The organism is Agromyces sp. GQ35 (assembly GCF_059758475.1).
Genome location: NZ_JCAXEO010000001.1, coordinates 1,893,864 through 1,916,542, shown reverse-complemented (window position 1 = coordinate 1,916,542; position 22,679 = coordinate 1,893,864). Strand labels below are relative to the sequence as shown.

Here is a 22,679-nt window from a genome sequence, read left to right as displayed (position 1 = left end):
ATCTCGGGTTTGCTAGATATGCTCACTTTCGCCCATCCGATCCCACGCGTCAACGGTCGGATGCGGCCCACCAGATTGCGATGTTGATCGGGGGCGGTGCGGGAGGAGCGATGGGCGGCGAATCGCCGGGGAGCTTCACGACGTGGCGCCGGAACCGTTATTTCAGCGGCGGAGCCGGCAGCTTCACGACCAACCGGTAGACCTGTCGTGTCAGCCAGGACGGCAGGTGGCGTCGGCGCTCTTCGTGCGCGACCCTCGCGCGACGGTGAGGTCGAACCGCGCTCAATGCGCGTTGCACCGGCTTCCACGGGTGGTAGTAGCCGACGGGCTCCGATCGGTACAGCTCGATTCGACAGAGGTGCTTGGTGTTGATGTAACCGTATTGTCGGGGGCTCACGAGCCGCACCGGCGCACCGTGCTCCGGCGGAAGGGGCTCGCCGTCGAGCCGGTCGGCGATCAAGACGTCATCGGCGAGCGCGTCTTCGAGCGTCACGATCGAACGGTAGTCGTCGAGTCCGACGAAGACGAGGTATTTCACGCTGGCGCCCTCGACGAGTGCGGGCTCGATCACCAGCCGGTAGACGTCGCGAAACAGCACCCCCTCCCATCGCAGCCCGATCGCCGACCAGCCGGCAACGCAGTGGAAGTCGGCGACGACCTCGCGATGAGGCAAACGGGCCAGGTCATCGAGGTCCAGCGAGACTCGGCGAGCGAGCTGCCCGCTCACTTCGATGTTCATGCCCTCTGGGGCTTTCGGCGGCGGGTTCACCCGGTCGATGCCGAATCGGGGGAATCCGCGCACAGCACGCTGCCCGGGTGGAAGATCCATGGATCGCTCTCCTGTTCCATACGGTGACGTATCTATACGCTGGCGTATGGATGCCCTCCCGTCAACCGCTCACCGCACCAGCTGCGCCGCCTCGTCGAGCCGCCCGAGCTTGTTCGGGTTGGCGATCGAGAAGATCCGCGTGATCCGGCCGCCCTCGACCTCGAAGCAGATCGCACCGGCGAGCTCGCCGTCGACCTCGCCGCGAATCGCGGGACGTCCGTTCACCCACGTCGGCCTCGCCTCGAACGGCAGCCCGAGCTTCGCGAGACCGCCGAGCAGGTAGCGGGCGATCTTGTCGGCACCATGGATCGGCCGGAGCGCGGCACCCTTCACAAGTCCGCCGCCGTCGGCGACGGAGACCACGTCGGGTGCGAGCACGTCCATCAGCCCTTGCAGGTCGCCCGAGTTGACCGCCGTGAGAAACTTCGCGACGACCGCCTCCTGCTCGGCCCGGTCGACCGCGACACGGGGGCGCCGGGCGGCGACGTGATCCTTCGCCCGGTGGGCGATCTGCCGCACGGCCGCCGGCGACTTGTCGACGGCCGCCGCGATCTCGTCGTACGGCACGTCGAACACCTCGCGCAGCACGAACACTGCGCGCTCGGTCGGGCCGAGCGTCTCGAGCACGGTCAGCATCGCGATCGACACGCTCTCGGCGAGTTCGACGTCGTCCGCGACATCCGGACTCGTGAGCAGCGGCTCGGGCAGCCACTCCCCCACGTACGATTCGCGCCGCCGCGACATCGTGCGCAGGTGATTCAACGCCTGCCGGGTCACGATGCGCACGAGGTACGCGCGCTCATCGCGCACCTCGCTGCGGTCGACCTGATCCCATCGCAGCCAGGACTCCTGCAGCACGTCCTCCGCGTCGGCCGCAGAGCCGAGCATCTCGTACGCGACCGTGAAGAGCAGGCCACGGTGGGTGACGAACGGATCATCGGTCATGATGCCGAGCCTATGACGTCGGCCGCGACATCCGCCCGGGTGGCGAGCGGCGGCATCTCGCATGCATCCGCATAGCCCTCGGAGTGGATGCCGAGCGCCACGTTCATGCGCGAGCTCATGTTCATGAACGCGACCTTGGCGGTGAGCTCGATGAGCGCGGCCGGGCCGAGCGCGTCGAGCAGCGCGGCCGACAGCTCGTCGGTGACGGCGGGCGGGGTCTGGCTCATCGCCTCCGAATACTCCATGACCTGTCGTTCGAGCAGCGTGAACACGGATGCCTCGCGCCAGACCGGCACCTGCCGCGCCTTCTCCTCGTCGAGGCCCTCGTTGCGCGTCTTGTAGTAGTTGAAGTCGAGGCACCAGCTGCAGCCGATGTACGCCGCCGTCGCCATCACCGCGTAGCTCGCGAGGTTCTCGTCGAGCTCGTCGAGCGCCTCGATCTTGCGGCCGATGCCCATCGAGGCCCGCATCAGCGCGGGGTGGTGCGCGAGCACGCCCATCGAGTCCGGCACCCTGCCGATCATGCGCCGGGCGGCAACCTTCACGACCGTTCCGAAGACTCCCTTGAGTTCGGTCGGCGGGATGCGGGTCTGGGTGGTCATCATGTCCTCCTGCGTGTCGACGGCCGGGGTTCGATTCCCGGATGATCCGTCGACATGAAGACACCGGATGTCGCGTGGTTGTGACATCCGGATGCGAAGCAGTTCGCCCGGAACCGGCTGGCCCCTCGACGTTCGGCTGCCGACGATGTCGCAGAGTGGAGAACCTGCGTTGACGGGCGTGAGGGCCACTGCCATAGTGAGAATATCTCAACACTGTGCGAAGGAGCCCGTCATGTCCGCCATGATCCGCAAGAGCCTGAATGAACCCGAAGAGACGCGTCCTTTTGCGGATGGGAAGGGAAGACTCGACCTCGTCAACGTCGAGGCCGGCGCCGTCGGCAGGGCCACCTTCGAGTCCGGCTGGCAGTGGTCCAAGCACGTCAAGCCGATCGCGAATACCGACAGCTGCCAGTTCGCCCACACGGGCTATATCGTGTCCGGGCGGATGAAGGTCGTCATGGACGACGGCGAAGAGAATGAGTTCCGCGCCGGTGACCTCATGGTCGTCCCGCCGGGCCACGACGCGTGGACGGTAGGAGACGAGGCGTGTGTCGTCATCGACTGGCAGGGCATGGACGACTACGCCAAGCGCTGAGCCGACGCACCCCCAAAACGACCGAATCGAGTGCGCCCTGGCGACCCGTTCAATAGGATGCAGCCATGCGAATCTGGGGGGTCGTTGGGGCTCTCGCGGGTGCATTGCTCCTGTCCTCGTGCACCGCGACGGTCTCGCCGAGCCCGCCACCCTCGGGCAGCGCCGATGCTGAAGCCGGCGGCTGCCCTCCCGGCATGTCGTCGCAAGAGGGCCTCTGTCTTTCCGACGATGCCGGCGCCGACGATCTGGCAGCGATCCTGCGCTCGCAATTCGAGGCACTTGAGCTGAACGCCGTGATCGCCGGGGTGTGGCACGACGGCGAGCCGGTGCTGATCGGAGCGCTCGGCGAATCGATGAGCGGCGTGCCGGCGACACCCGACATGCATCACATGCTCGGCAACCTGGCGACGCCGATGTTCACGACCGTGCTGCTGCAGCAGGTCGAGGCGGGCGTGCTCTCGCTGGATGATCCGCTGTCGAAGTGGTACCCCGAACTGCCGTCGGCTGACGTCATCACCGTCGAGATGCTGCTGCTCAACACCAGCGGCTACTCGCAGTACACCGCGCAGGAGGACTTTCTGCAGCAGCTCTACGCAGACCCGTTCCGCCAGTGGGAGATCGACGAGATCATCGCGATCGGCACCGAGGGCGGCACCGTCTACGAGCCGGGCACCGGTTGGATGTTCTCCGACACGAACTCGACCGTGCTGATGGGGGTGCTCGAGAAGGCCACCGGAACGCCGATTGCCGAGCTGCTGCAGACCGGGGTCTTCGACCCGCTCGGCATGGACGACACCACCGCCTCCCTCGACGCCGATTGGCTCGAGCCGGTGCTGCACGGCTTCGACGGCGAGCGCGGCGTGTGGGAAGACGTCACCCACTGGAACCCGTCGTGGGCGCACTTCGCCGGCGGCGTCGGCAGCAACCAAGACGACGTTCACGTGTTCCTCGATGCGCTCGGCTCGGGAGAGCTGCTCTCAGACGAGTTCCATGAGATCCAGCTGGCACCCACGACGGTCGGCATCGGCTCCAACACGCCAGAGCAGTACTGGGCGATGGGGGCGCTCATGCTCAACGGCTGGGCGTTCCTGAACCCCGGTATCCCCGGGTACTACGGCGCGGGCGGCACCCTCCCCGACGAAGGATGGACGATCGTCGTCTACACCACGGCCTCCCCCGCGACTGATCCAGCGGATGCGACCGCGACCGCGATCTTCCGCCAGTTCACGAGCGTCGTGTCACCGGAGCACTCACTCGAGCGCTGACCCGCTACGTCGCATCGCTCGCCGCGCTGATTCACGGGGAGACGTCATGACACTCGACCAGCTTTGATGGCTGGCGCCCTCGGCACGTCGCACGTTCTGGGCGCATGTCTCGAGTCGCGGTCGCGGTCGCGGTCGCGGTCGCACAAGGACACCGTGGCCGAGCTCGTCGGCATCGGGGCTGCAGCACGATGGGAAGTCCTGCCCATTCCCTCGGCCTCATGGCCATCGATAGGCTCGCGGCGCGCGCAGAAGCGCCGACCACCTGGGGTGCTGCTGCGGTGCCCGCCGATCACAGAAGGAGAGCTGCCATGAAGAAGTTCCGAAAGGGTATTGCCGGGGGCGCCGTGGCGCTCGCGATCGCCGGACTCGTCGCCGTCGCCCCGGCCACCGCGGCGAACGCCGCCACCGGTGCGACCGGAAAGGGCTGCACGGCACACCAGTACTCGTCGGGCGGCTACGCGACGTGCGTCGGGTACATCCAGCGCATGCTGAACGGCATCGCCGCCACGCGCGGTGGCAGCTACGGCGGGTACCAGCTCGCCGTCGACAACAACTTCGGTGGCAACACCAACACGAACGTGCGTCGCTTCCAGAGCTACACCGGCCTGGTGTCCGACGGCATCGTCGGCCGCAACACGTGGAACCAGCTCTGCCGCTACGCGGGCACGCGGTCGTTCGCCGTGTACAACGCATCGGCGCTGCAGAAGTCGGCATGGCAGGCTGCCTACGACGCCGGCTGCTACGTCGACCGTCCGGTGGGCGTGGCCGGCATCGAGGTCATCTCGAGGTACTAGCCGCCTCCCGGCTTCGGCCGGTTGCCTGCCCGACCGGTCGACAGAAGTCGACCGATCGAGTAACTTCGCGATCGAAACCGGCGACCGCTCGACGAACGGGGAACGCAAGATGTCAGACGTGCTGCTCTTCCACCACGCACTCGGCCCGAACGAGGGCTTGCGAGCCTTCGCCGACGAGTTGCGCGAAGCAGGGCACCGCGTGCACACGCCCGATCTCTTCGAGGGGCGCACCTTCGACACGATCGACGAGGGCGTCGCCTACGCCCGCGAGGCCGGATGGGACGAGATCATGGCGCGAGGCGAACGCGCCGTAGACGAGCTGCCGGCCGAGCTCGTCTACGGCGGCTTCTCGCTCGGGGTCGTGCCCGCGCAGAAGCTCGCCCAGACCCGCACCGGCGCGAAGGGCGCACTGTTCTTCTACTCCTGCCTGCCGCCGTCGGAGTTCGGCGCGTGGCCCACCGCCCTCCCCGTGCAGATCCACGGCATGGACGCGGATCCGATCTTCATGCAGGAGGGCGACGTCGATGCAGCACGCGAGCTCATCGCGTCAGCCGATGACGGCGAGCTCTTTCTCTATCCCGGCGATCAGCACTACTTCGCCGACTCCAGCCTGCCGAGCTACGACGAGCAGGCGGCGAAGCTCCTCACGCACCGTGTGCTCGAGTTCCTCGCGCGCGTCTGACCGCGCGAACCGGGCCCTACGCCCAGCCGAGCGCTTGCAGCTGCGCATCATCGAGCCCGAAGTAGTGACCGATCTCGTGCACGAGCGTGATGCGCACCCGCGCCCGCAGCGCATCGAGGTCGGCGCTGTGCTCCTGCATGTTGTTCTTGTACAGCGTGATGCGGTCGGGGAGCTCCCCGAAGCCGTAGACCCCGCGCGTGGTCAGCGGATGCCCCGTGTACAGCCCGAACAGTCGCGGTCGCTCCCCCACCGGCTGATCGGCGACCATGATCGCGACATTCTCGATTCCGCGCACCATGTCATCGGGGAGCGCGTCGAAGACCTCGCCGACCAGTTGCTCGAACGCGTCATCTGAGATCTCGACCATCTGCCCATTGTGCGCCTCCGCGCCGAACAAGGTCGGATGCCTCGATCGGTGATCCGGGATCCGCGACGCTTCACTTCCACATCGGTCGCGATGGTGGAATCGCCGCGAGCGTCGCCGCGGAAATCCGCAGTGTCGTCTCGGGCATGCCGACTGCGTTCCACTCGAACACGACCTCGAGGTCGTCGCTCGTGAACTCGCCCGTCCAGAGCCACGCGTTGAGCCGCCCCTCGTACCCGTCGGTACTGCCACCGCCGCCGCCCCGCCCGATCATCAGGGTGGGTGGGGAATGCTCGGTGCCGGCCATCCACGCGCGGCGGAGATCCAACGGAAGCACGCGTGCGCCGTCCGGCAGTCGGAGCCCCACGTGCAAGTCGTCTCGCTCAGGCTCACCGCCGAACGCGAATTGCCCGTGAATCCACGCGTTCCACTCGCGCTCGCTTTCGTCGCCTCGGCGCCGCACCCATTGGATGCGAAGATCCAGGCCATCGGGATAGCGACGCGCCTCACGCACGACGAACACCGTGGCTTCATCCCGATACACGATCTCGTCGAGAACGACTCGACCGGGAATCATGTCTCTGGGCGGCTGCATCCATGCCGGAGTCGGCGGTGTCTGAGGCTCCTCGACGGGAGTGGACGCGTCGGGGGCGGTTTCGAAGAATCCATCGGATGCCGCGTGCATGCGTCGATGCTACCGAGATCGTTCGGCCTGAGGATCGGCGAGCCCGCTGGTAGGCGTTCCGCAGGGGTCACTCCACGCGCCTCGCGGCAACCGCCCGGATCGCGTCGAGCACGACCTGCAGGGCGGGCGAGTCGGCCTGGCTGCGGCGGTGCACCGCCGCGATGTCGCGGGTGGAGGCGGGGCGCGCGGTCGGGATCGCCACGAGATCGGGATGCAACGGCGGGCGCCCCATGCGCGGAACGAGCGCGACCCCGAGGCCGGCACGCACGAGCTCGAGGTGGTTCTCGAACTCCATCGACTCGTGCACGATGCGCGGCGCGTTCGAGACGCCGTCGAACAGTCGTCGCAGCCACTGCCGGCAGATCGTGGAGTCGAAGGTCGCGATCCACTCCTCATCGGCGAGGTCGATCGGCGCCACCTCGACGCGATCGGCGAGCGCGTGGTCGCGCCGCAGAATCACGTCGGCGACATCGGTGAACAGCGGTGTCTCCACGAGATGCTCGGGCATCGCGAGAGCCAGGCCTCCCCATCGGTGCACGATGCCGAGGTCACGCTGTCCCGATGCGACGAGCGCGACCGTCTCCCATGGTTCGCTCTCGCGGAGCGGCACCCGCAGCTCTGGATGTTCCGTGCGCAGGCGCGGGAGCACCTCTGTGAGGATGCCGCGCACCGCGGTCGAGAACGCGCCGATCCGCACTTCGCCGGCGACCCGGCGCTCGGCGCTGCCTCCGGCGAGGTGCAGGTCGGCTTCGAGGCGCTCGAGGTCGGCGAGCACGGTCGCCGACGAGGTGACGAGCTGGCGCCCGGCATCCGTCAGCACGACGCCGCGACCTGCCCGTTCGAGCAGGGCGATGCGGGTGCCGCGTTCGAGACGCTTGATCTGCTGCGACACGGCCGACGGCGTGAATCCGAGCGCGTCTGCCGCTGCCGCGACGCTGCCGCCCGTGGCCACTGCGCGCAGTGCGACCACGGCTTCGAGATCGATCATGCAGCGATGCTACCGAATCAAGCGCAGAAATGATCGCTGGTGTTTCCGGATGCCGCGAGGTGAGATGTGAGCATGACGAGACGCGACATGCTGTTGGCCGCCGCCGTGGCCACTCTGTGGGGCTTCAATTTCGTCGTGATCGACTGGGGCATGGCGGGCATCCCGCCGTTGTTCTTCGTCGCCGTGCGCTTCGCCCTCGTCGCGCTCGCGGCGATCGTCGTGCCCCGACCGCTCGCGAACTGGAAGACCGTCGTCGGCATCGGGGTGTTCATGTGCCTCGGCCAGTTCGCCCTGCTGTACACGGCGATGGCGCTGGGGCTGCAGCCCGGCATCGCGGCCCTCCTGCTGCAGGCGCAAGTCGTGCTGACACTCGTGGTGGCGGCCCTCGCCCTGCGCGAGCGCCCGACCCGTATGCAGACGATCGGCGTGCTGATCGGCACGGTCGGACTCGGGGTCGTCGCGTTCGGTCGCGGCGGCGATGCACCCGCGCTCACGGTCGTGCTCTGCCTGCTCGCCGCACTCTCGTGGGCGATCGGCAACGTCATCTCGCGCCAGGCCGGCCCGGTCGCGCCCGCGAAGCGCCTCGGCGCGCTGTCGCTGACGGTGTGGTCGTCGCTCGTCGTGCCGCTGCCGGCCCTCGGCCTCTCGGCGATCATCGAGGGACCGGACGCCATCGCCGCCGGCATCGCGGCGTTCGGCTGGCGTCCGATCCTCTCGACGCTCTACACGGCGGGCCTCTGCACCCTCGTCGGCTATGCGATCTTCAACGCCCTGCTCGCGCGAAACCGCTCAGCATCGGTGGTGCCGTGGGTGCTGCTCGCGCCCGTGGTGGCGATGGCGTCCGCAGCCCTGCTGCTCGGACAGATCCCGAACCTGTGGGAGACGATCGGCGGGCTCGTGCTCGTCGGCGGCGTCTTCATCGCCAACGCCCCGGCCCGGCGACGCCCGGGCCGCTCGGCGGTGGCGCCCGAATCGATCTCGACGCCCTCCGGCTGACGCACTCCGAATCGGCCGATGCCCACGACTCAGTCGACCAGCGCGCCCGCGGACAGGTTCGCGATGGCCCCGGTCATCGAACGTGCGCGATCGGATGCCGCGAACGCGAGGTACTCCGCGACCTCATCGAGCACCGGGAGGCGACCGAGCAGCGTCATGTCCACCAGCCCGGTGAACCACTGCTCGAACGGCACGCCGCCGGCCTCGGCCGTGCGACCGAACATCTCGCGCGTGTACGAGGTCGCGAGGGCGTCGGGCATCGCGTGGGGACGCACGCAGACCACCCGGATGCCGTCGGGTCCGAGCTCCCCGGCGAGCGCGCGCGAGAACCCCTCGAGTGCAGCGGATTGGGCCGCGTTGCCGATGAGCCCGAGGCCGGTGAGCCGCGCACCGGGCGTCGAGATCGTCTGGATCACACCGCTCCCCTGCGCGATCATCGGCCGCGACACCGCCTTCGCCGTCACGAAGTTCGTCTGCAGGTACCCGACCACGGGGTGCAGGTAGTCGTCGAGCGACGTCTCGCCGATCGGCAGGCCCTGCACGTGGTCGAAGCCGACCGCGTTCAGGGCGATGTCGATGCGGCCCGCGGCATCCGTCACCTCATCGACATGCCGATCGACCGCAGCCTGGTCCATCGCGTCGACGACGGCGATCGAGACCTCCGCTCCTTCGGCCCTGGCAGCGGATGCCGCAGCTCCGAGCCGCGGCAGGCTCCTGCCTGCCAGGAACACCCGTGCGCCCTCGCGGGCGAACACGCGCGCCGCCGCGCCTCCGATCGAGCCGCCTCCGCCGTAGATCACGGCCACCTTGTTCTCGAGCAGCATCTGGCCGCCTCCGTTCCTCATCGAGTTTGTGCAACTCTAGAGTTGCATGTCGTGGAACGAATTGCAACCGTGAGATTGCAGTCACGCGATGACCGTGCTCGCCTCCCTGACCACCTCCAGCTCGTCGCGCATCGGCGGGTCGGCACCGGGCCGCGAGACGGTGACCGCGGCAGCGAAGGCGCTTCTGCTGAGCAGCGCGGTCAGGCGCCGCTCGTCCAACGACTCGAGCACCTCTCGCGCGCCGGCGCCGAACGCCCCCTCGCTGAGAAGCCCGTCGATGAGCGCGGCCATGAAGGTGTCGCCGGCTCCGACCGTGTCGACCACCTCGACGGTGACGGCGGGCACCCTGACCTCGCAGCCGTGCGCGACCGCGAGACAGCCCTCGGAACCCAGGGTGACCACCACGAGCCCCGGCCCCGACCGCGACCAGCGCCGCGCAACGTCTTCGATGTCCGCCCCCGGGTGAAGCCACGCGACATCCTCGTCACTCGCCTTGATCACGTCTGCCCGCTCGATGAGCGACAGCGCCCGGCGCCGCACCGAATCCCGGTCGTCGATGAGGCTCGGCCGGATGTTCGGGTCGTAGCTGACGAGGGCCCGACCTCGGTGCCGGTCGACGAGATCTGCGACTGCGGAGGCACCAGGCTCGAGGGTCGCCGCGATGGATCCGAGATGCAGGGCATCCGCCACCTCGATGCCGTCGAGCTCGACCCGCCAGTCGAGCTCGAACTCGTAGCTCGCGGCGCCACGCGCGTCGAGACGCGCGACCGCCGTCGAGGTGCGAGCAGCCGGCCGCCCCTGCAGTGAGACTCCGGATGTCTCGAGCCACTCGCGTACCGTCCGACCCCGTCGATCGTCGCCGAGCGAGGTGAGCAGTCGCGGGCGGCGCGCCAATCGGCCGAGTGCGAGGGCGACATTGGCCGGGCTGCCGCCCGGCGACTCGTCGATCGACCCGTCGGCGCGGTGCACGATGTCGACCAGCGCCTCGCCGACGACGAGCGCGTCGGGCGTCGGCCGAGCTCGCGGCAGCGGAGAGGTGGCGGCGGATGCGGACGCGGTCATCCGTTCACGCCGCCGAACTCGCGGATCGTGATACCGGTGAAATGCGCAGGCCCGCCGTCGGCGTAGAACGAGATGCCGGTGTCGCCCTCGGCGAAATGCACCTGCTGCGAGAGCACCGTGTGCCCGGCGTTGACGAACACCTCGACGCTCTGCGTGTCGACGAAGATGCGCAGGTGCACCGAACGCGCAGCTGCATCGATCGGCGCTGCGGCACGGGTGAAGGGCACGAGCGAGAATCCGCCGAGATCGGATGGCGCACGATCGACGTACAGCTCGGCGCCGTACTTGCCGATGTTCGTGTGACGGGAGCCGTTCGCAGATCGACCGACCGAGACGCCGACGTTCGCCGCGGCATCCCAGGCGATGTCGAGTTCGAGCTCGTAGGCGCGCCCGGTGAAGGGCAGCACGACGCTTCCGTCGACCGTCTGGTCGGGAAGCGCGCTCGTCGCGGTGACGTAGTTCGACAGCGCGCCGACGGGGCTGCTCAGCAGGCTGTAGCGACTGCCCGACTGGTGCTCGAGACGGAGTTCGCGCACGATCGAGTTCTGGCCGTTGTAGCCGTCCGACGCGTCGGTGGGCACGTCGCGGTTCGCGTACTTCCAGTTGTTCATCCAGGCGATCGCGAGCCGGCGGGTCTCGGGCGCCTCGATCGACGGCCACGTGACGGCGGCGTACCAGTCCCAGCCCCAGTCGAGCCACTGCGGGGTGAGGTCGTCGGCGATGAACTCCTCGCCGTTCCAGGTGCCCGTCCAGTAGGCGTAGGTCATCGGCAACCCGATGCCGTACGCATCCATGCTCGCGCCGAGCACCCAGTGCCGCGAGCCGTCGCCGGCCGTCATCTCGAACAGGTCGGGGCACTCGATGCCGCCGAGCGCGTGGTTCGGATAGTCGAAGTTGCGCTGCAGCTCCCACGCGATCAGGTTCTGCGAGGTGTAGAACGCCGCGTACCGCGCCCGCCCGATGACGCACACCCACTCGCTACGAGCCGCATCCCAGTGGATCTTCGGGTCGCGGAACCACTCGGCATTCTCGATCTCGGCGGGCGTCGTCGCGGTACGACCGTCGGTGTTGACGATCACGGGGTCGGGGAGCGCGGCGAACGTGAACCCGCCGTCGGTCGACCAGTAGAGGTACTGCTCCTGGTACTTGCGGATGCCATCGGTCGGCTGCGTGGCGAGGGCGACCACCGCTCCCGCGCCGAAACCGGCGGTGTTGGCGGTGTCGACGACGGCCGACCCCGACCACACCGGAAAGTCGGGCTGCAGCGGTATCACGGTGCCGTGGTGGGTGTAGGCGACGCCGTCGTTCGTGGTGGCGTGGTCCCAGCCACCGTGCCCGTTGTTCTGCGCGGACTGCAGGTAGTACAGCTGGTAGGCGCCGTTCGTGATGACGGGTCGCTGCGGGTCGCAGAGCCAGCCTGTCGGCGGGGTCATGTGATAGACGGCTCGCAGCGAGCCCTGGGCGGCCCGTGCCGCGAGCGGCGGGGCGACGCTGGTCAGGAAGAGGGCGAATGCCCCGGCTCCTGCGCCCTGCAGCACACTGCGTCGTGAGATCGGATGCATCATTGGTCGATCCTTTCCTGGTCTGGCGGGCGCGACGGTGCGCCCGCCGAGTTCGAGCGGCGGTGGTGGGATGCCGGTGGTCAGCCGCGTGCGCCGGCGAGCGCCGGGGTGTCACGTCCTTCGGCGTCGCGCACCTCGGCGACGGTCACGGAGATCGGGCCGTCGCGCTCGGTGTCGAGCGTCGCCTCGATGGGGCCGGTGCCGAGCACGACGAGGTTCGAGGCCGTCGCTTCGCCGTCGTCGGCGAACACCTCGAACAGCGGACCGTCGAGACTCAGCAGCAGTCGCACCGGGCCGTCGCCCCGGAGTTCGAGGGTGCTCGTCGACGAGAAGTCGAGGTGCACGGCCTCCATCGCCGGGCCGCCTCGGGTGATGCGGAGCAGCTTCGAGGACGGGTCGTGCTCGAGCTCGATGAACGCATCCGCGTCGCCCCGCAGCTGCAGCCGAAGGAGTCCCGTCGACGAGGGCTCCCACGCCAGCTCGATCAGCGAGTGACCGCTGAGCGCGAGGCCGAGCGGCCGGCTGCCACCGAACACCGTCGTCGGGGCCGCGCCCGCGAGGTGCTCGTCGACGAAGCCCGGCGGCCGCTGCACGAGGCGAGGCACTCCCTCGACGGTGCGCAGCGACAACGTCCGCGGCAGTGACATCGCACCGCGCCACGGCGCCGACGGGAACTCGCGGGCGTAGTGCCAGTTGTTCAGCCAGCCGAGCATGACGGCGTCGCCCTCGGGCGCACTGTCGAAGGTGACGCCGGCGTAGAAGTCGCGCCCGCGATCGAGTCGCACCAGCTCCGCGGCATCCGCCGTGAATCCGACGCCGTCGAACCGCCCGACGACGTAGCTCATCGACGAGCCGGCCGGATTCGGGTCGTCGCCGACGGGATTCGTGCTGAGCAGCAGCACCCAGCGGATGTCGTTCGGGTCGTCGTCGACCGCGAGCCGCACGAGATCGGGGCACTCCCACACGACGCCCGCGTCAGCGTCGCCGAGCGGGCCGAACGAGCTCAGGTACTCCCACGAGCGAAGGTCGTGCGAGGAGTAGAACAGCACCTGGCGATCGTCGGCTTCAACGGCGAGCATGATCCAGCGGGTCGTGCCGTCGTCGTCGGTGTACCTGATGATCTTCGGGTCGCGGAACGCGCTCGTGCCGCGGTCGAGCAGCGGGTTCTGCGCATCGGGCACCCAGGTGTAGCCGCCGTCGCGGCTGGTCGCCATCGACTGCGCCTGGTGCTCGTCGTCGTACGCGCTCGTGTAGTACGCGGTCAGCACCGTTTCCTGATCGACCGTCGAACTGACGACGGAGCCGGAGAAGATCTGCTCCCGGTCGCGATACGGCAGCGCCACGGGGTGCTCGGTCCAGTGCTGCAGGTCGACGCTCGTCGCGTGACCCCAGCTCATGTTGCCCCACTCCGAGCTCTCGGGGTTGTACTGGAAGTAGAGGTGCCAGAGGCCGCGATCGTAGACGAGCCCGTTGGGGTCGTTCATCCAGTTGCGCTGCGGCGTGAAATGGAATGCGGGTCGCGACACGCGGCCGGTCGTGGCGTGCACGTCGCCCCCTAGATCGAGTGCCGTCGGATCGGCGGGCAGGCGATCAGCTGCGGGCCGGCGGTGAGGCCGGGCTCGAGGCCGAGCAGCAGCCGCACGCCGGCGACACCGAGTTCGTAGTGGGGCAGCGCGACCGTCGAGAGCGGCGGGCGCAGGTGGGCCGCGATCACGTCTTGGTTGTCGAAGCCCATCACGGCGATATCGTCGGGGATGCGGAGCCCGTGCTCGCGCAGCCCGTCGTAGAGTCCCATCGCGACGCGATCGTTGTGGCAGAAGACCGCGGTCGCCTTCGATTCGAGGAGATCGGGGGTCGCCGCATAGCCGCCCTCCTGCTCGGGCGCGGCCGGGAAGACGAGCGACTCGTCGTACGCGACGCCGGCGGCCTCGAGCGCAGCGCGATACCCGGTCAGGCGTCCGCTCTGGGCCGGCGACGGCGTCGTCGTGTTGATGAACGCGATGCGGCGATGGCCCGCCGCGAGCAACTCCTCGGTCGCGGTGCGGCCACCCTGCACCTCGTCGGGCACGACCGCGGGCAGCCCGCTGCCCTCGGCGAAGCAGTCGACGAGCACGGTGTCGGTCTGGTGCAGCGCTTCGGGCACGTGGATCTCGCGGTGGAACCAGGTCGAGTAGAGGATGCCGTGCACCTGGTGCTCGAGCATCATCGCGATCGCCTCGTTCTCGGCCGCTTCGTTGCCGTCGGTGTTGGCGACGAGCAGCACGTAGCCGTGCTTCCACGCCTCGTCTTGTGCACCGTGGATGATCTGGCCGGCGAACGGGGTCGTCGCGATCGCATCGGCGACGAGGCCGATGAAGCGCGACGTGCCCTGCGAGAGCGTCTTCGCGAGTGCGTTCGGCCGGTAGCCGAGCTCGATCACGGCCTCCTGCACGCGGCGCCTTGCGTCGTCGCCGATGCGGGCGCCCGCCTTGTCGTTCACGACGTGCGAGACCGTCGCCACCGAGACGCCTGCGACCTTGGCCACGTCGCGCATCGTGACGTGCGAGCCGTTCCTGCCGTGCTCCGAGGTGCTCATCCCTTGGTTGCTCCGCTCTCGAGTCCGCTGATCATCGCCTTGTTCAAGACGAGGAAGACCAGGAGCAGCGGGGTCACCGTCACGCAGACGGCTGCGAACGTCGCTGTCCAGTCGGTGTTACCCATCGCTCCGATGTAGTTTTGCAGGCCGAGCGGGATCGTCTTGAGCCCATCCGAGAGCACGAAGGTGTTCGCGAAGATGAAATCGTTCCAGATGAAGATGCTGTTCACGAGCACCACCGTGATGATCGTATTGGCCGACAGCGGGAACGTGATCTGGCCGAAGATCCGGTACGGGCCGGCGCCGTCGATCGACGCGGCCTCGTACATCTCGCGCGGAATGTACTCGTAGAACGACGAGAACAGGTAGATCGCCATCGGCAGCGCGAACGCGGCGAGCGGGATGATCATCGACAGGTGCGTGTCGAGGAGGCCGATCTGCGAGTAGTCGATGAAGAGCGGCACGAGCGCGATCTGCACCGGCACGATGATGCCGAGCAGGAACAACGCCTTCACCACGCCGCTGAACCGGAACCCGAGCACCTGCAACGCGTAGGCGGCCATCATGCCGGCGAGCACGATGAGCAGGCTCGAGCCGAGCGTGACGACGAGGCTGTTGACGATGTTCAGCCCCAGGTTGCCGGTGGCGAACGCCCGCGCGTAGTTGTCGAGCGTCCACTCGGATGGCAGGGCGAACGGGTTGCCGCCGGCGAAGTCCGTCGCCGTGCGGAAGCTCGTGATGAACAGCCACGCGAGCGGGTACACCTGCACGATCACGATGAGCACGATCGTCACGGTCAGCAGCGTGCGCTGCACGCGGAGCCGGGGCGAGAGCGAAGCGGTGCGCCGTCGCAACGGCCGAGTCGGGCGCGACGGCTGCGGTTGCGGCTGCGGCTGCCGCGGGGCGGCCGGCGTGAGCACGGGGGCGGTCATGAGGCATCCTTTCGTCGAAGGAGCAGGAAGATGATGCCGACCGCGACGAGGCACTCGACCACGATGAAGACCGAGATCGCGCTGGCGTAGCCGTAGTCGGTGTGCACGAAGGCGGTCTTGTACATGTAGGTCGTCAGCAGCTCCGAGGCCTGCCCCGGCCCGCCGTTGGTCAGCAGGTACGGGATGTCGAAGCCGCGGAGGGCGAACGTCGTCGCCATGATCGTGGTCGTGATCCACACCGGCCGGATGTACGGGAAGCGGATGCGCCAGAACACCTGCCACCACGAAGCGCCGTCGAGTCTCGCCGCCTCTTCGAGCTCGCGGGGTACGGCGATGAGGGCCGCGTAGATGATGAGCATGTAGAGCCCGGTGAAGCGCCATCCCTCGGGAATCGACACTGCAGCCAGCACGGTGTTCACGTCGGAGAGCCACGCGTTCTGCAGCTGCTCCAACCCGACCCACGCGAGGATCTGGTTCAGCAGGCCGACGGGTTCGAGCGAGTAGATCCGCTGGAAGAGGATGGCGATCGCCACGGTCGAGATGACGGCCGGCAGCAGGTAGATCGTCTTCACGAGTTCGCGCGCCTTGGGCAGCGCCGTGAGGAGGCTCGCGACGATCAACGCGCCGCCGAGCTGGAGTACGAGGCAGATCGCGAGGTAGCCGAGCGCGTTGCCGAACGCCGTCCAGAAGACGTCGTCGCGCGTGAGCATCTTGACGTAGTTGTCGATGCCGACGAAGGCCATGTCGGTGATGCCGTCCCACCGGAACAGGCTCAGGAACATCGACTGCACGATCGGCAGCAGCACCGCCACCCCGTAGAGCAGCAGCGGAGGAACGAGGAACACCAGGACCGACAGCCGAGAGCGACGCGGAAGCATCGACGACGACATCGGCCTCGGCCGCCGGGGCGGGCGCGGCTTCGCCGCACCCACCCCGACGGCGACCGACTCAGCCATCGCTGTTCTCCGTCAGGGTGGCATCCATCGTCGCGATGAAGTCGTCGGGCGTGATGTCGCCCTGCACCAGGAGGGTCAACTCCTGCTGCAGACGGGTGTTGGTCGCCGGGTCGAGCTGCGTGTCCCACGGCATCGCGATCCTGGGGCCGACCTCGTTCGCCTGCTCGACGGCGCGGGAGTACAGCTCGGTCGCGTTGTCGGGGATGGTCGTCTCGACGTTGGTCGTCGGCGAGAGTGCGCCCGTGGCCGCATACACCTCGGGGTAGCGCTCGAGCGCGAACGCGAGGAAGTCGCGCACCAGCGGGTCGTACGTCTGCGCGTTCACGGCCATGCCGATGCCGGACGGCGTGACGAACTCGTTGTCTTCAGTGACCGCGCCCTCGATGGTCGGCAACGTGAAGTAGTCGATCGAATCACGCACGGCCGGGTCGAGCGCGTCCGTGGCGAGGTTGCCGAGCTCCCAGGTGCCGATGTTGTAGACGGCGGCCTTGCCGGAGGTGAACAGGGCCTGAGCGTCTGCGTAGCCCGTCGACGAGAAGCCCTCCTGGAAGCATCCGGCCTGGCCGAGTTCGTACAGCCACTCGGCCGCCGCGGCACCCGCGGGATCGGAGAACGAGGCATCGCCGTTCTTGAGGTCCTGCACATAGTCGGGGCCGGCCATCCGGAACGGGTAGTACGCCATGTATCGTTCGAGCGGCCACTGGTCCTGCCCGTCGAGCGCGATCGGAGTGATGCCCTTCGCGCGGAGCGCCTCGCACATCGCCGGGAAGTCGTCGAGCGTCGCCGGAATCTCGACGCCGGCGTCATCGAAGAGCGCCGAGTTGTACCAGAAGAACTCGAGCTGGAACTCGAACGGCACCATGTACAGCGAACCGTCGTCGAAGCGCTGGTAGTTCAGCGCCGCCTCCCGGAACTCGTCGGACAGACCGAGGTCATCGAGCAGCACGTCGACGTCGACCATGCGATTCTGTCCGGCGAGCTTCTGCGCGAAGGGCGTGGCATCCGTGTCGAAGAGTTCCGGCAGCTTGTTCGCGGCCGCGAGCGTCTCGTACTTCTGGATGTACGACGGTCGGTCGGGAGTGGTGACGAGGTTCAGCGAGAAGCCGGGGTGCTCTTCCGCGTACTCCTCGGCGATCTGCTGCATGGCCGTGATCACGCCGCCGTCTGCGGGCCGTGAGAGCAGCCATGAGATCTCGCGGGGCACGACCTCGCCCTCGGGGTCGACGTCGCTCGGATCGGCACTGTTCGCGGCGCTCGCGCAGCCGGTGAGCACGAGGGCTGCTGCGGCTGCGGTGGCGGCAGCGGCGAGGAACGCTCTGCTGCGCTTCGTGGTCAACATGGTCGGAATCTCCTTTGATCGATCTGCAGGGGGGTGAATCGCGGGTGTCGAAAGTTACGTCGAGGTGCCGAGGAGGTCGTGCGCACGTTCGGGAACGGCGGCGTCGGCAACGGCCGGCTCGCGCTCGGGCTCGCCGCGGGAGAGCACCGAGAACTCCGTGACGGTGACGGTGCCTTCGCCGACGAAGACGCCGAGCCTGCCGCTCGGCCGGTCGTAGAGCCGAGTGCTCAGCACGGTCGCGTTGTCGACGGTGGCGACGCAGAGGTCGCCGTCGACGATCACCTCGAGCTCGTGCTCGCCCGCGTCGAGCCGACAGGGTCGTTCCAGTTCGACGGCGAAGGGCACGTCGCCCGAGATCTGCCACTGCTCGGTACCCGTCGACTGGCGCGGCCACCGGTCGAAGACCAGCCGACCGTGCTTCGGTTCGAGACGCAGCACGTAGCCCTCGTCGCCGTCGGCGCTGGCTCGCAGCAGCACGCCGCATTCGCTCGTGCCCTCGGCGATCTCGAGCCGGGCCCGGAGTCGGAACGACGCCGGGGCGTCGTCGACCGTCAGCGCGTCACGGTAGCCGTCGGGAGCACGCAGGGTCGTGCCGCTCGCGATCGCCTCGCCCGGCTGCGTGAAGGTGTCGCGGAGCTCGTCGGCCGGGTGGAAGGCCAGGGTGCCGTCGTCGCGCTGCTCCGCCTCGAGCACCGACATCGTGCCGGCCCATTGCCAGGCGCCGGAATCGTGTGCGCCCTCTCGCGACGCGATCCAGCCGAAGAACAGTCGTCGCCCGTCACGGGCCGCCGACTTCGCCGCGTAGAAGGCGCGGCCGTCGATCGTGTCGTGCTCCGGCACGATCCATGGCCCGTGCAGGCTGCGAGACATCCGATAGCGCGTCGTGAAGGCGTCGCTGAACTCGGAGAAGACGAGGTACCACCAGTCGCCCCACTGGAACACCTCGGGGCATTCGTGCGCGAGGTAGCGACGCGGGTCCCAGAACGGCGGTGCCGGCTCCCAGTTCGCGAGGTCGCGCGAGGTGCACTGCGCGATCACTCCCCTGCGCCGAGCGGGCCCGTCGGCGTGGCGTGCCGTGATGAGCATGCGCCAGAGCTGCGCTTCTTCGTCCCAGAAGACGAACGGATCGCGCCAGTCCGCGGTCTCGTACCCGGCGGTCGCCCCGAAGGTCTCCGACGGATGCCGCCGCCACGAGTGCATGCCGTCATCGCTCGTCGCGTGCATGACGACCTGCAGGGGCAGCCCGTCAGCACCCGTGTTCGCCGGGTTCTGTCCGGTGTAGAAGGCGTGGTGCGTGCCGTCTCCGGCGAGCACGATGCTGCCGGTGTAGACGTTGAAGTCGTCGGCCGACGCGCCTCCCGACGAGAGGGCCTCGCCTGCCTCGCGGAAGTCGACCAGGTCCTCGGTCACGACGCGCCGCCATGGCATGCCGTCTTTCGGGAATCGACGCGTCTCGTGCAGGTAGAAGAGGTGGAACACGCCGTCTTCCTGCCACGGGATCACATCTCCGACCCACGCGCCGTTCGGCTGGTAGAACCCTCGCTGGTGCATCATTGCCTTCGTTTGGTTAATCGGTTACGCAGACGATATACGCACCTTGAAGGGTTGGTCAAGCGGTTAATCAATCTGTGGCCACTCGTCCCGTCAGACCCCAGGGTCACGACGAAATGACCGCCCACTGAAATTAGGTTAGGCTTACATAACCTGTCACGCGAAGGTAGCCCGACTGCCGACGAACCCCGAACTCGAGGAACTGTTTGTGAGTCTTGGCTTGGGCGCCGCGCCCGCTCTGTTCAGCGCCGCTGTCGTGGCGATCTGCTTGACCGGTTGCGGGGCCTCCGAGCCCGTTCCGGAGCAGGCGGTCGCGGCCGGTGAAGGCAGCACGGTCTACCCCCTCGTGGTGGAGAACTGCGGTCTGGAAGAGACATTCGACGCCGCGCCGCAGCGGGTCGTGTCGCTCGACCAGGGGTCGACCGAGATTCTGCTGTCGCTCGGACTGCAGGACCGAATGGTCGGCACCGCTTCATGGACCGACCCCGTGCGCGAGAACCTCGAACAGGCGAACGCCGAGGTGCCCCGATTGTCTGACGAAGCCCCGACGTACGAAGTGGTCCTGGACACCGACCCCGACTTCGTCACGGCCTCGTTCGGACGCCATTTCGCCGAAGGTGGCGTGGCCGAGCGAGGCCGGTTCGACGAAACCGGCATCCCCTCCTACCTGTCGCCGACCGACTGCGACGGCGGCACGAGCATCAACGGCGGCGGCACCCGGACGCATCCGTTGACGATCGACTCGCTCTACCAGGAGATCCGCGAGCTCGCAGCGATCTTCGACGTTCCGAGCCGCGGCGACGCACTGGTCGAGGAGCTCGAAGGCCGCCACCAAGTGGCTCTCGACGGCATCGACGCTTCAGGCCTGACGGTGGCGTTCTGGTTCTCGGACTTGAAGACTCCCTACATCGCCGGCGGCCTCGGTTCGGCGAACCTGCTGGCCACCGAGGTCGGCGCCAAGAACGTGTTCGCCGATCTCGACGACGACTGGCCGGCCGCGACCTGGGAGGCCTTCGTCGACAGGAACCCCGATGTGCTCGTACTCGGAGACCTGAGCCGTGAGCGCTGGCCGGGCGATCAAGCGGAGGAGAAGATCGACTTCCTGCAGACCGACCCGATCACCAAGGATCTCGCCGTGGTCACCCAGGAACGGTTCGTCGCGCTGGGCGGCGCCGAGATGAACCCGTCGATCAGAATGGTCGACGGTCTCGAAGCCCTCGCCGACGGACTGCGCGAGTTCGAGGCGCCGGAGTGACCCTCAGCCCGGTGAGGCTGGAGTCCGTGCCCTCCGCGTCGCCGCCGGGCGGCACTCGCTTGCGGTTCGTGGGTATCGGCGTGGGCGCGCTCGCGCTGCTGGTCGTCTCGATCGGGGTGGCGATCACCCTGGGACCCGCCGACGTGTCGCTCGTCAACGTGCGCGACATCCTGCTCAACCATCTCGGCGGCGAGGACATCCCCGTGCGGGTGTCGAAGAACGCGATCGTCTGGGAGGACCGCCTGCCGCGCGCCCTGGTGGCCGCGGCCTGCGGCGCGGGACTGGGCCTCTGCGGTGTGATCCTGCAATCGCTCCTGCGGAACCCGCTTGCCGACCCGTATGTCCTGGGGATCTCCTCAGGCGCCTCGACCGGGGCCGTCCTGGTGGGGATCGTCGGCGTCGGCGGGTCCGCGCTCGGCATCTCCGGCGGCGCGTTCATCGGCTCGCTCGCGGCCTTCGCCGTGGTCCTGGTGATCGCTCGCCTGGCGGGCGGCGCCGACGACAAGATCATCCTGGCCGGGATCGCGGTGACCCAGTTGTTCTCCGCGCTGACGTCGTTCGTCATCTTCGCGTTCGCCGACTCGGATGAGACCCGCGGCGTGATGTTCTGGCTGCTCGGTTCCCTCGAAGGGGTGCGGTGGAACGACGTCGCGCTCTGCGGATTCGCCGTCCTCGGCGGCCTGGTGTTCTGCCTCGTGCGAGCCCCGGCCCTCGATGCGTTCGCCTTCGGCGATGACGTCGCGTCCTCGCTGGGGGTCGACGTGCGGCGGGCGCGCATCATCTTCATGACCGTGACCGCTCTGCTCACGGCGACGCTCGTCAGCGTGGCCGGCGCCATCGGGTTCGTCGGTCTCGTGCTTCCGCACGCGGCCCGGTTCCTCGTCGGACCGCTCCACGCACGTCTCGTGCCCGTGACCGCCCTGATCGGGGCCGCCTTCATGGTCTGGGTCGACGCGATCTCCCGGGTCGCCTTCGAACCGTCACCGCTTCCCATCGGCGTCGGCACGGCCCTGATCGGCGTGCCCTGCTTCATCGCCATCATGTTCCACCGACGGAGGTCACTGTGACACTGCTCGCCCGATCGGTCTCCTGGAACCGCGGCGGCCGACTCGTCGTCGACGAGATCTCCCTGAGCCCGCTCCAAGGCGAGACTGTTGGGCTCCTCGGCCCCAATGGCTCGGGCAAGTCATCGCTCCTCAGGCTCCTCTCCGGTGCCGTGCAGCCCACCTCGGGCGTGATCACCCTCGACGACACCGCCCTCGCGAAACTGTCACGACGCGAGGTGGCGCGGGCGATCGCCACGGTCACCCAGCACGCCGACACGGTCGTCGACATCACCGTGCGCGACATCGTCGCGCTCGGGCGCATCCCGCACCGGGGCGTCTTCGGCGGCGACCGGGCCTCCGACGCCGAGGCCGTGTCCGATGCGCTCGAGCGGACCGGGCTCGCCGGCAAGGCCGATGTGCTCTGGCATCGGCTCTCCGGCGGCGAGCGCCAGCGCGTCCACATCGCCCGCGCACTGGCGCAGCGACCCCGAGAACTCCTCCTCGACGAGCCCACCAACCATCTCGACATCCGCTACCAGCTCGAACTGCTCCAGCTCGTCACCGAGCTTCCGGTCACCACCGTCGTCGCGCTCCATGACTTGAATCTCGCGGCGATGTTCTGCGATACGGTGCTGGTCCTCAAGGACGGCCGCGCCGTCGCGGCCGGGCGCCCGGCCGAGGTCATCACGCCGCGGCTGATCGCAGAGGTCTACGAGGTCGAGGCCGCCGTTCGGTTCGACGCAGACTCGAACCGTCCGTTGGTCGTCTACAAGCCAGGCCGCGTTCGTGCCGAGCACGTCGCGCACAGCCAGCGGCCATAGCGCCTACGCCC

At 68.3% G+C, this 22,679-nt stretch carries 23 protein-coding genes; 8 read left to right on the top strand and 15 right to left on the bottom strand.

What is annotated here, in order from left to right:
• Window positions 1–157: 157 nt before the first annotated feature.
• The 3 genes from AC6CH0_RS08885 to AC6CH0_RS08875 form a co-directional block, all read right to left on the bottom strand.
• The gene (locus tag AC6CH0_RS08885) at window positions 158–829 is read right to left on the bottom strand and encodes a molybdopterin-dependent oxidoreductase (RefSeq protein WP_498099826.1); all 672 of its coding nucleotides are present in this window, start codon (window positions 827–829) and stop codon (window positions 158–160) included.
• 69 nt (window positions 830–898) lie between these two features.
• Complete coding sequence (locus AC6CH0_RS08880; RefSeq protein WP_498099824.1) at window positions 899–1,774, bottom strand: RNA polymerase sigma-70 factor; 876 nt, start codon at window positions 1,772–1,774, stop codon at window positions 899–901.
• Window positions 1,771–2,376, bottom strand: coding sequence for a carboxymuconolactone decarboxylase family protein (locus AC6CH0_RS08875; RefSeq protein ID WP_498099822.1), 606 nt, complete (start codon window positions 2,374–2,376; stop codon window positions 1,771–1,773). Before AC6CH0_RS08875 ends, AC6CH0_RS08880 begins: the two co-directional genes overlap by 4 nt.
• Window positions 2,377–2,608: 232 nt before the next feature.
• Here AC6CH0_RS08875 and AC6CH0_RS08870 point away from each other — a divergent pair, with 232 nt between their 5' ends.
• From AC6CH0_RS08870 to AC6CH0_RS08855, 4 genes are all read left to right on the top strand, one after another.
• Window positions 2,609–2,971 carry a cupin domain-containing protein gene (locus AC6CH0_RS08870; protein ID WP_498099820.1) on the top strand — a complete coding sequence of 121 codons (363 nt, stop codon included), beginning with the start codon at window positions 2,609–2,611 and terminating at the stop codon, window positions 2,969–2,971.
• Window positions 2,972–3,036: 65 nt separating this feature from the next.
• Window positions 3,037–4,236 (top strand): serine hydrolase domain-containing protein, encoded by a 1,200-nt coding sequence (locus AC6CH0_RS08865; protein WP_498099818.1) that lies wholly within the window; start codon window positions 3,037–3,039, stop codon window positions 4,234–4,236.
• 308 nt (window positions 4,237–4,544) lie between these two features.
• Window positions 4,545–5,030, top strand: coding sequence for a peptidoglycan-binding domain-containing protein (locus tag AC6CH0_RS08860; protein WP_498099816.1), 486 nt, complete (start codon window positions 4,545–4,547; stop codon window positions 5,028–5,030).
• A 109-nt stretch (window positions 5,031–5,139) separates the two neighbouring features.
• Window positions 5,140–5,712 (top strand): dienelactone hydrolase family protein, encoded by a 573-nt coding sequence (locus tag AC6CH0_RS08855; protein ID WP_498099814.1) that lies wholly within the window; start codon window positions 5,140–5,142, stop codon window positions 5,710–5,712.
• Between the two features lie 16 nt (window positions 5,713–5,728).
• On the opposite strand, the gene AC6CH0_RS08850 is transcribed toward AC6CH0_RS08855, so the two are convergent.
• The 3 genes from AC6CH0_RS08850 to AC6CH0_RS08840 form a co-directional block, all read right to left on the bottom strand.
• Window positions 5,729–6,079 carry a metallopeptidase family protein gene (locus AC6CH0_RS08850; RefSeq protein ID WP_498099812.1) on the bottom strand — a complete coding sequence of 117 codons (351 nt, stop codon included), beginning with the start codon at window positions 6,077–6,079 and terminating at the stop codon, window positions 5,729–5,731.
• Window positions 6,080–6,149: 70 nt separating this feature from the next.
• Window positions 6,150–6,761: a hypothetical protein gene (locus AC6CH0_RS08845; RefSeq protein ID WP_498099810.1), complete on the bottom strand. Its 612-nt coding sequence runs from the start codon at window positions 6,759–6,761 to the stop codon at window positions 6,150–6,152.
• Between the two features lie 67 nt (window positions 6,762–6,828).
• Window positions 6,829–7,749, bottom strand: coding sequence for a LysR family transcriptional regulator (locus AC6CH0_RS08840; protein WP_498099808.1), 921 nt, complete (start codon window positions 7,747–7,749; stop codon window positions 6,829–6,831).
• 72 nt (window positions 7,750–7,821) lie between these two features.
• Here AC6CH0_RS08840 and AC6CH0_RS08835 point away from each other — a divergent pair, with 72 nt between their 5' ends.
• Window positions 7,822–8,745, top strand: coding sequence for an EamA family transporter (locus AC6CH0_RS08835; RefSeq protein WP_498099806.1), 924 nt, complete (start codon window positions 7,822–7,824; stop codon window positions 8,743–8,745).
• 29 nt (window positions 8,746–8,774) lie between these two features.
• Here the strand turns inward: AC6CH0_RS08835 and AC6CH0_RS08830 are convergent, their stop codons facing one another.
• The 9 genes from AC6CH0_RS08830 to AC6CH0_RS08790 form a co-directional block, all read right to left on the bottom strand.
• A complete protein-coding gene (locus tag AC6CH0_RS08830; protein WP_498099804.1) occupies window positions 8,775–9,590 on the bottom strand; it encodes an SDR family NAD(P)-dependent oxidoreductase in 816 nt (271 codons plus the stop codon).
• Window positions 9,591–9,650: 60 nt separating this feature from the next.
• The gene (locus AC6CH0_RS08825; RefSeq protein WP_498099802.1) at window positions 9,651–10,631 is read right to left on the bottom strand and encodes a carbohydrate kinase family protein; all 981 of its coding nucleotides are present in this window, start codon (window positions 10,629–10,631) and stop codon (window positions 9,651–9,653) included.
• Window positions 10,628–12,196 (bottom strand): glycoside hydrolase family 32 protein, encoded by a 1,569-nt coding sequence (locus tag AC6CH0_RS08820; protein ID WP_498099800.1) that lies wholly within the window; start codon window positions 12,194–12,196, stop codon window positions 10,628–10,630. Before AC6CH0_RS08820 ends, AC6CH0_RS08825 begins: the two co-directional genes overlap by 4 nt.
• 77 nt (window positions 12,197–12,273) lie before the next feature.
• Window positions 12,274–13,740, bottom strand: a complete 1,467-nt coding sequence (locus tag AC6CH0_RS08815; protein ID WP_498099798.1) for a glycoside hydrolase family 32 protein — start codon at window positions 13,738–13,740, stop codon at window positions 12,274–12,276.
• Between the two features lie 8 nt (window positions 13,741–13,748).
• Window positions 13,749–14,768, bottom strand: a complete 1,020-nt coding sequence (locus tag AC6CH0_RS08810) for a LacI family DNA-binding transcriptional regulator (protein WP_498099796.1) — start codon at window positions 14,766–14,768, stop codon at window positions 13,749–13,751.
• A complete protein-coding gene (locus AC6CH0_RS08805; RefSeq protein WP_498101084.1) occupies window positions 14,765–15,688 on the bottom strand; it encodes a carbohydrate ABC transporter permease in 924 nt (307 codons plus the stop codon). The genes AC6CH0_RS08810 and AC6CH0_RS08805 overlap by 4 nt, the downstream gene beginning before the upstream one ends.
• An 8-nt stretch (window positions 15,689–15,696) precedes the next feature.
• The gene (locus AC6CH0_RS08800; RefSeq protein ID WP_498101082.1) at window positions 15,697–16,578 is read right to left on the bottom strand and encodes a carbohydrate ABC transporter permease; all 882 of its coding nucleotides are present in this window, start codon (window positions 16,576–16,578) and stop codon (window positions 15,697–15,699) included.
• Between the two features lie 70 nt (window positions 16,579–16,648).
• Window positions 16,649–17,995 carry an ABC transporter substrate-binding protein gene (locus AC6CH0_RS08795; RefSeq protein ID WP_498099794.1) on the bottom strand — a complete coding sequence of 449 codons (1,347 nt, stop codon included), beginning with the start codon at window positions 17,993–17,995 and terminating at the stop codon, window positions 16,649–16,651.
• A 54-nt stretch (window positions 17,996–18,049) separates the two neighbouring features.
• Complete coding sequence (locus tag AC6CH0_RS08790; RefSeq protein ID WP_498101080.1) at window positions 18,050–19,546, bottom strand: family 43 glycosylhydrolase; 1,497 nt, start codon at window positions 19,544–19,546, stop codon at window positions 18,050–18,052.
• A gap of 208 nt (window positions 19,547–19,754) precedes the next feature.
• On the opposite strand from AC6CH0_RS08790, the gene AC6CH0_RS08785 reads away from it, so the two are divergent.
• The 3 genes from AC6CH0_RS08785 to AC6CH0_RS08775 are packed head-to-tail and all read left to right on the top strand — an operon-like array spanning window position 19,755 to window position 22,668.
• The gene (locus AC6CH0_RS08785) at window positions 19,755–20,801 is read left to right on the top strand and encodes an ABC transporter substrate-binding protein (RefSeq protein ID WP_498099792.1); all 1,047 of its coding nucleotides are present in this window, start codon (window positions 19,755–19,757) and stop codon (window positions 20,799–20,801) included.
• A gap of 26 nt (window positions 20,802–20,827) precedes the next feature.
• Window positions 20,828–21,868, top strand: a complete 1,041-nt coding sequence (locus AC6CH0_RS08780; protein WP_498099790.1) for a FecCD family ABC transporter permease — start codon at window positions 20,828–20,830, stop codon at window positions 21,866–21,868.
• Window positions 21,865–22,668 carry an ABC transporter ATP-binding protein gene (locus AC6CH0_RS08775; protein WP_498099788.1) on the top strand — a complete coding sequence of 268 codons (804 nt, stop codon included), beginning with the start codon at window positions 21,865–21,867 and terminating at the stop codon, window positions 22,666–22,668. Before AC6CH0_RS08780 ends, AC6CH0_RS08775 begins: the two co-directional genes overlap by 4 nt.
• The last annotated feature ends 11 nt before the right edge of the window (window positions 22,669–22,679 follow it).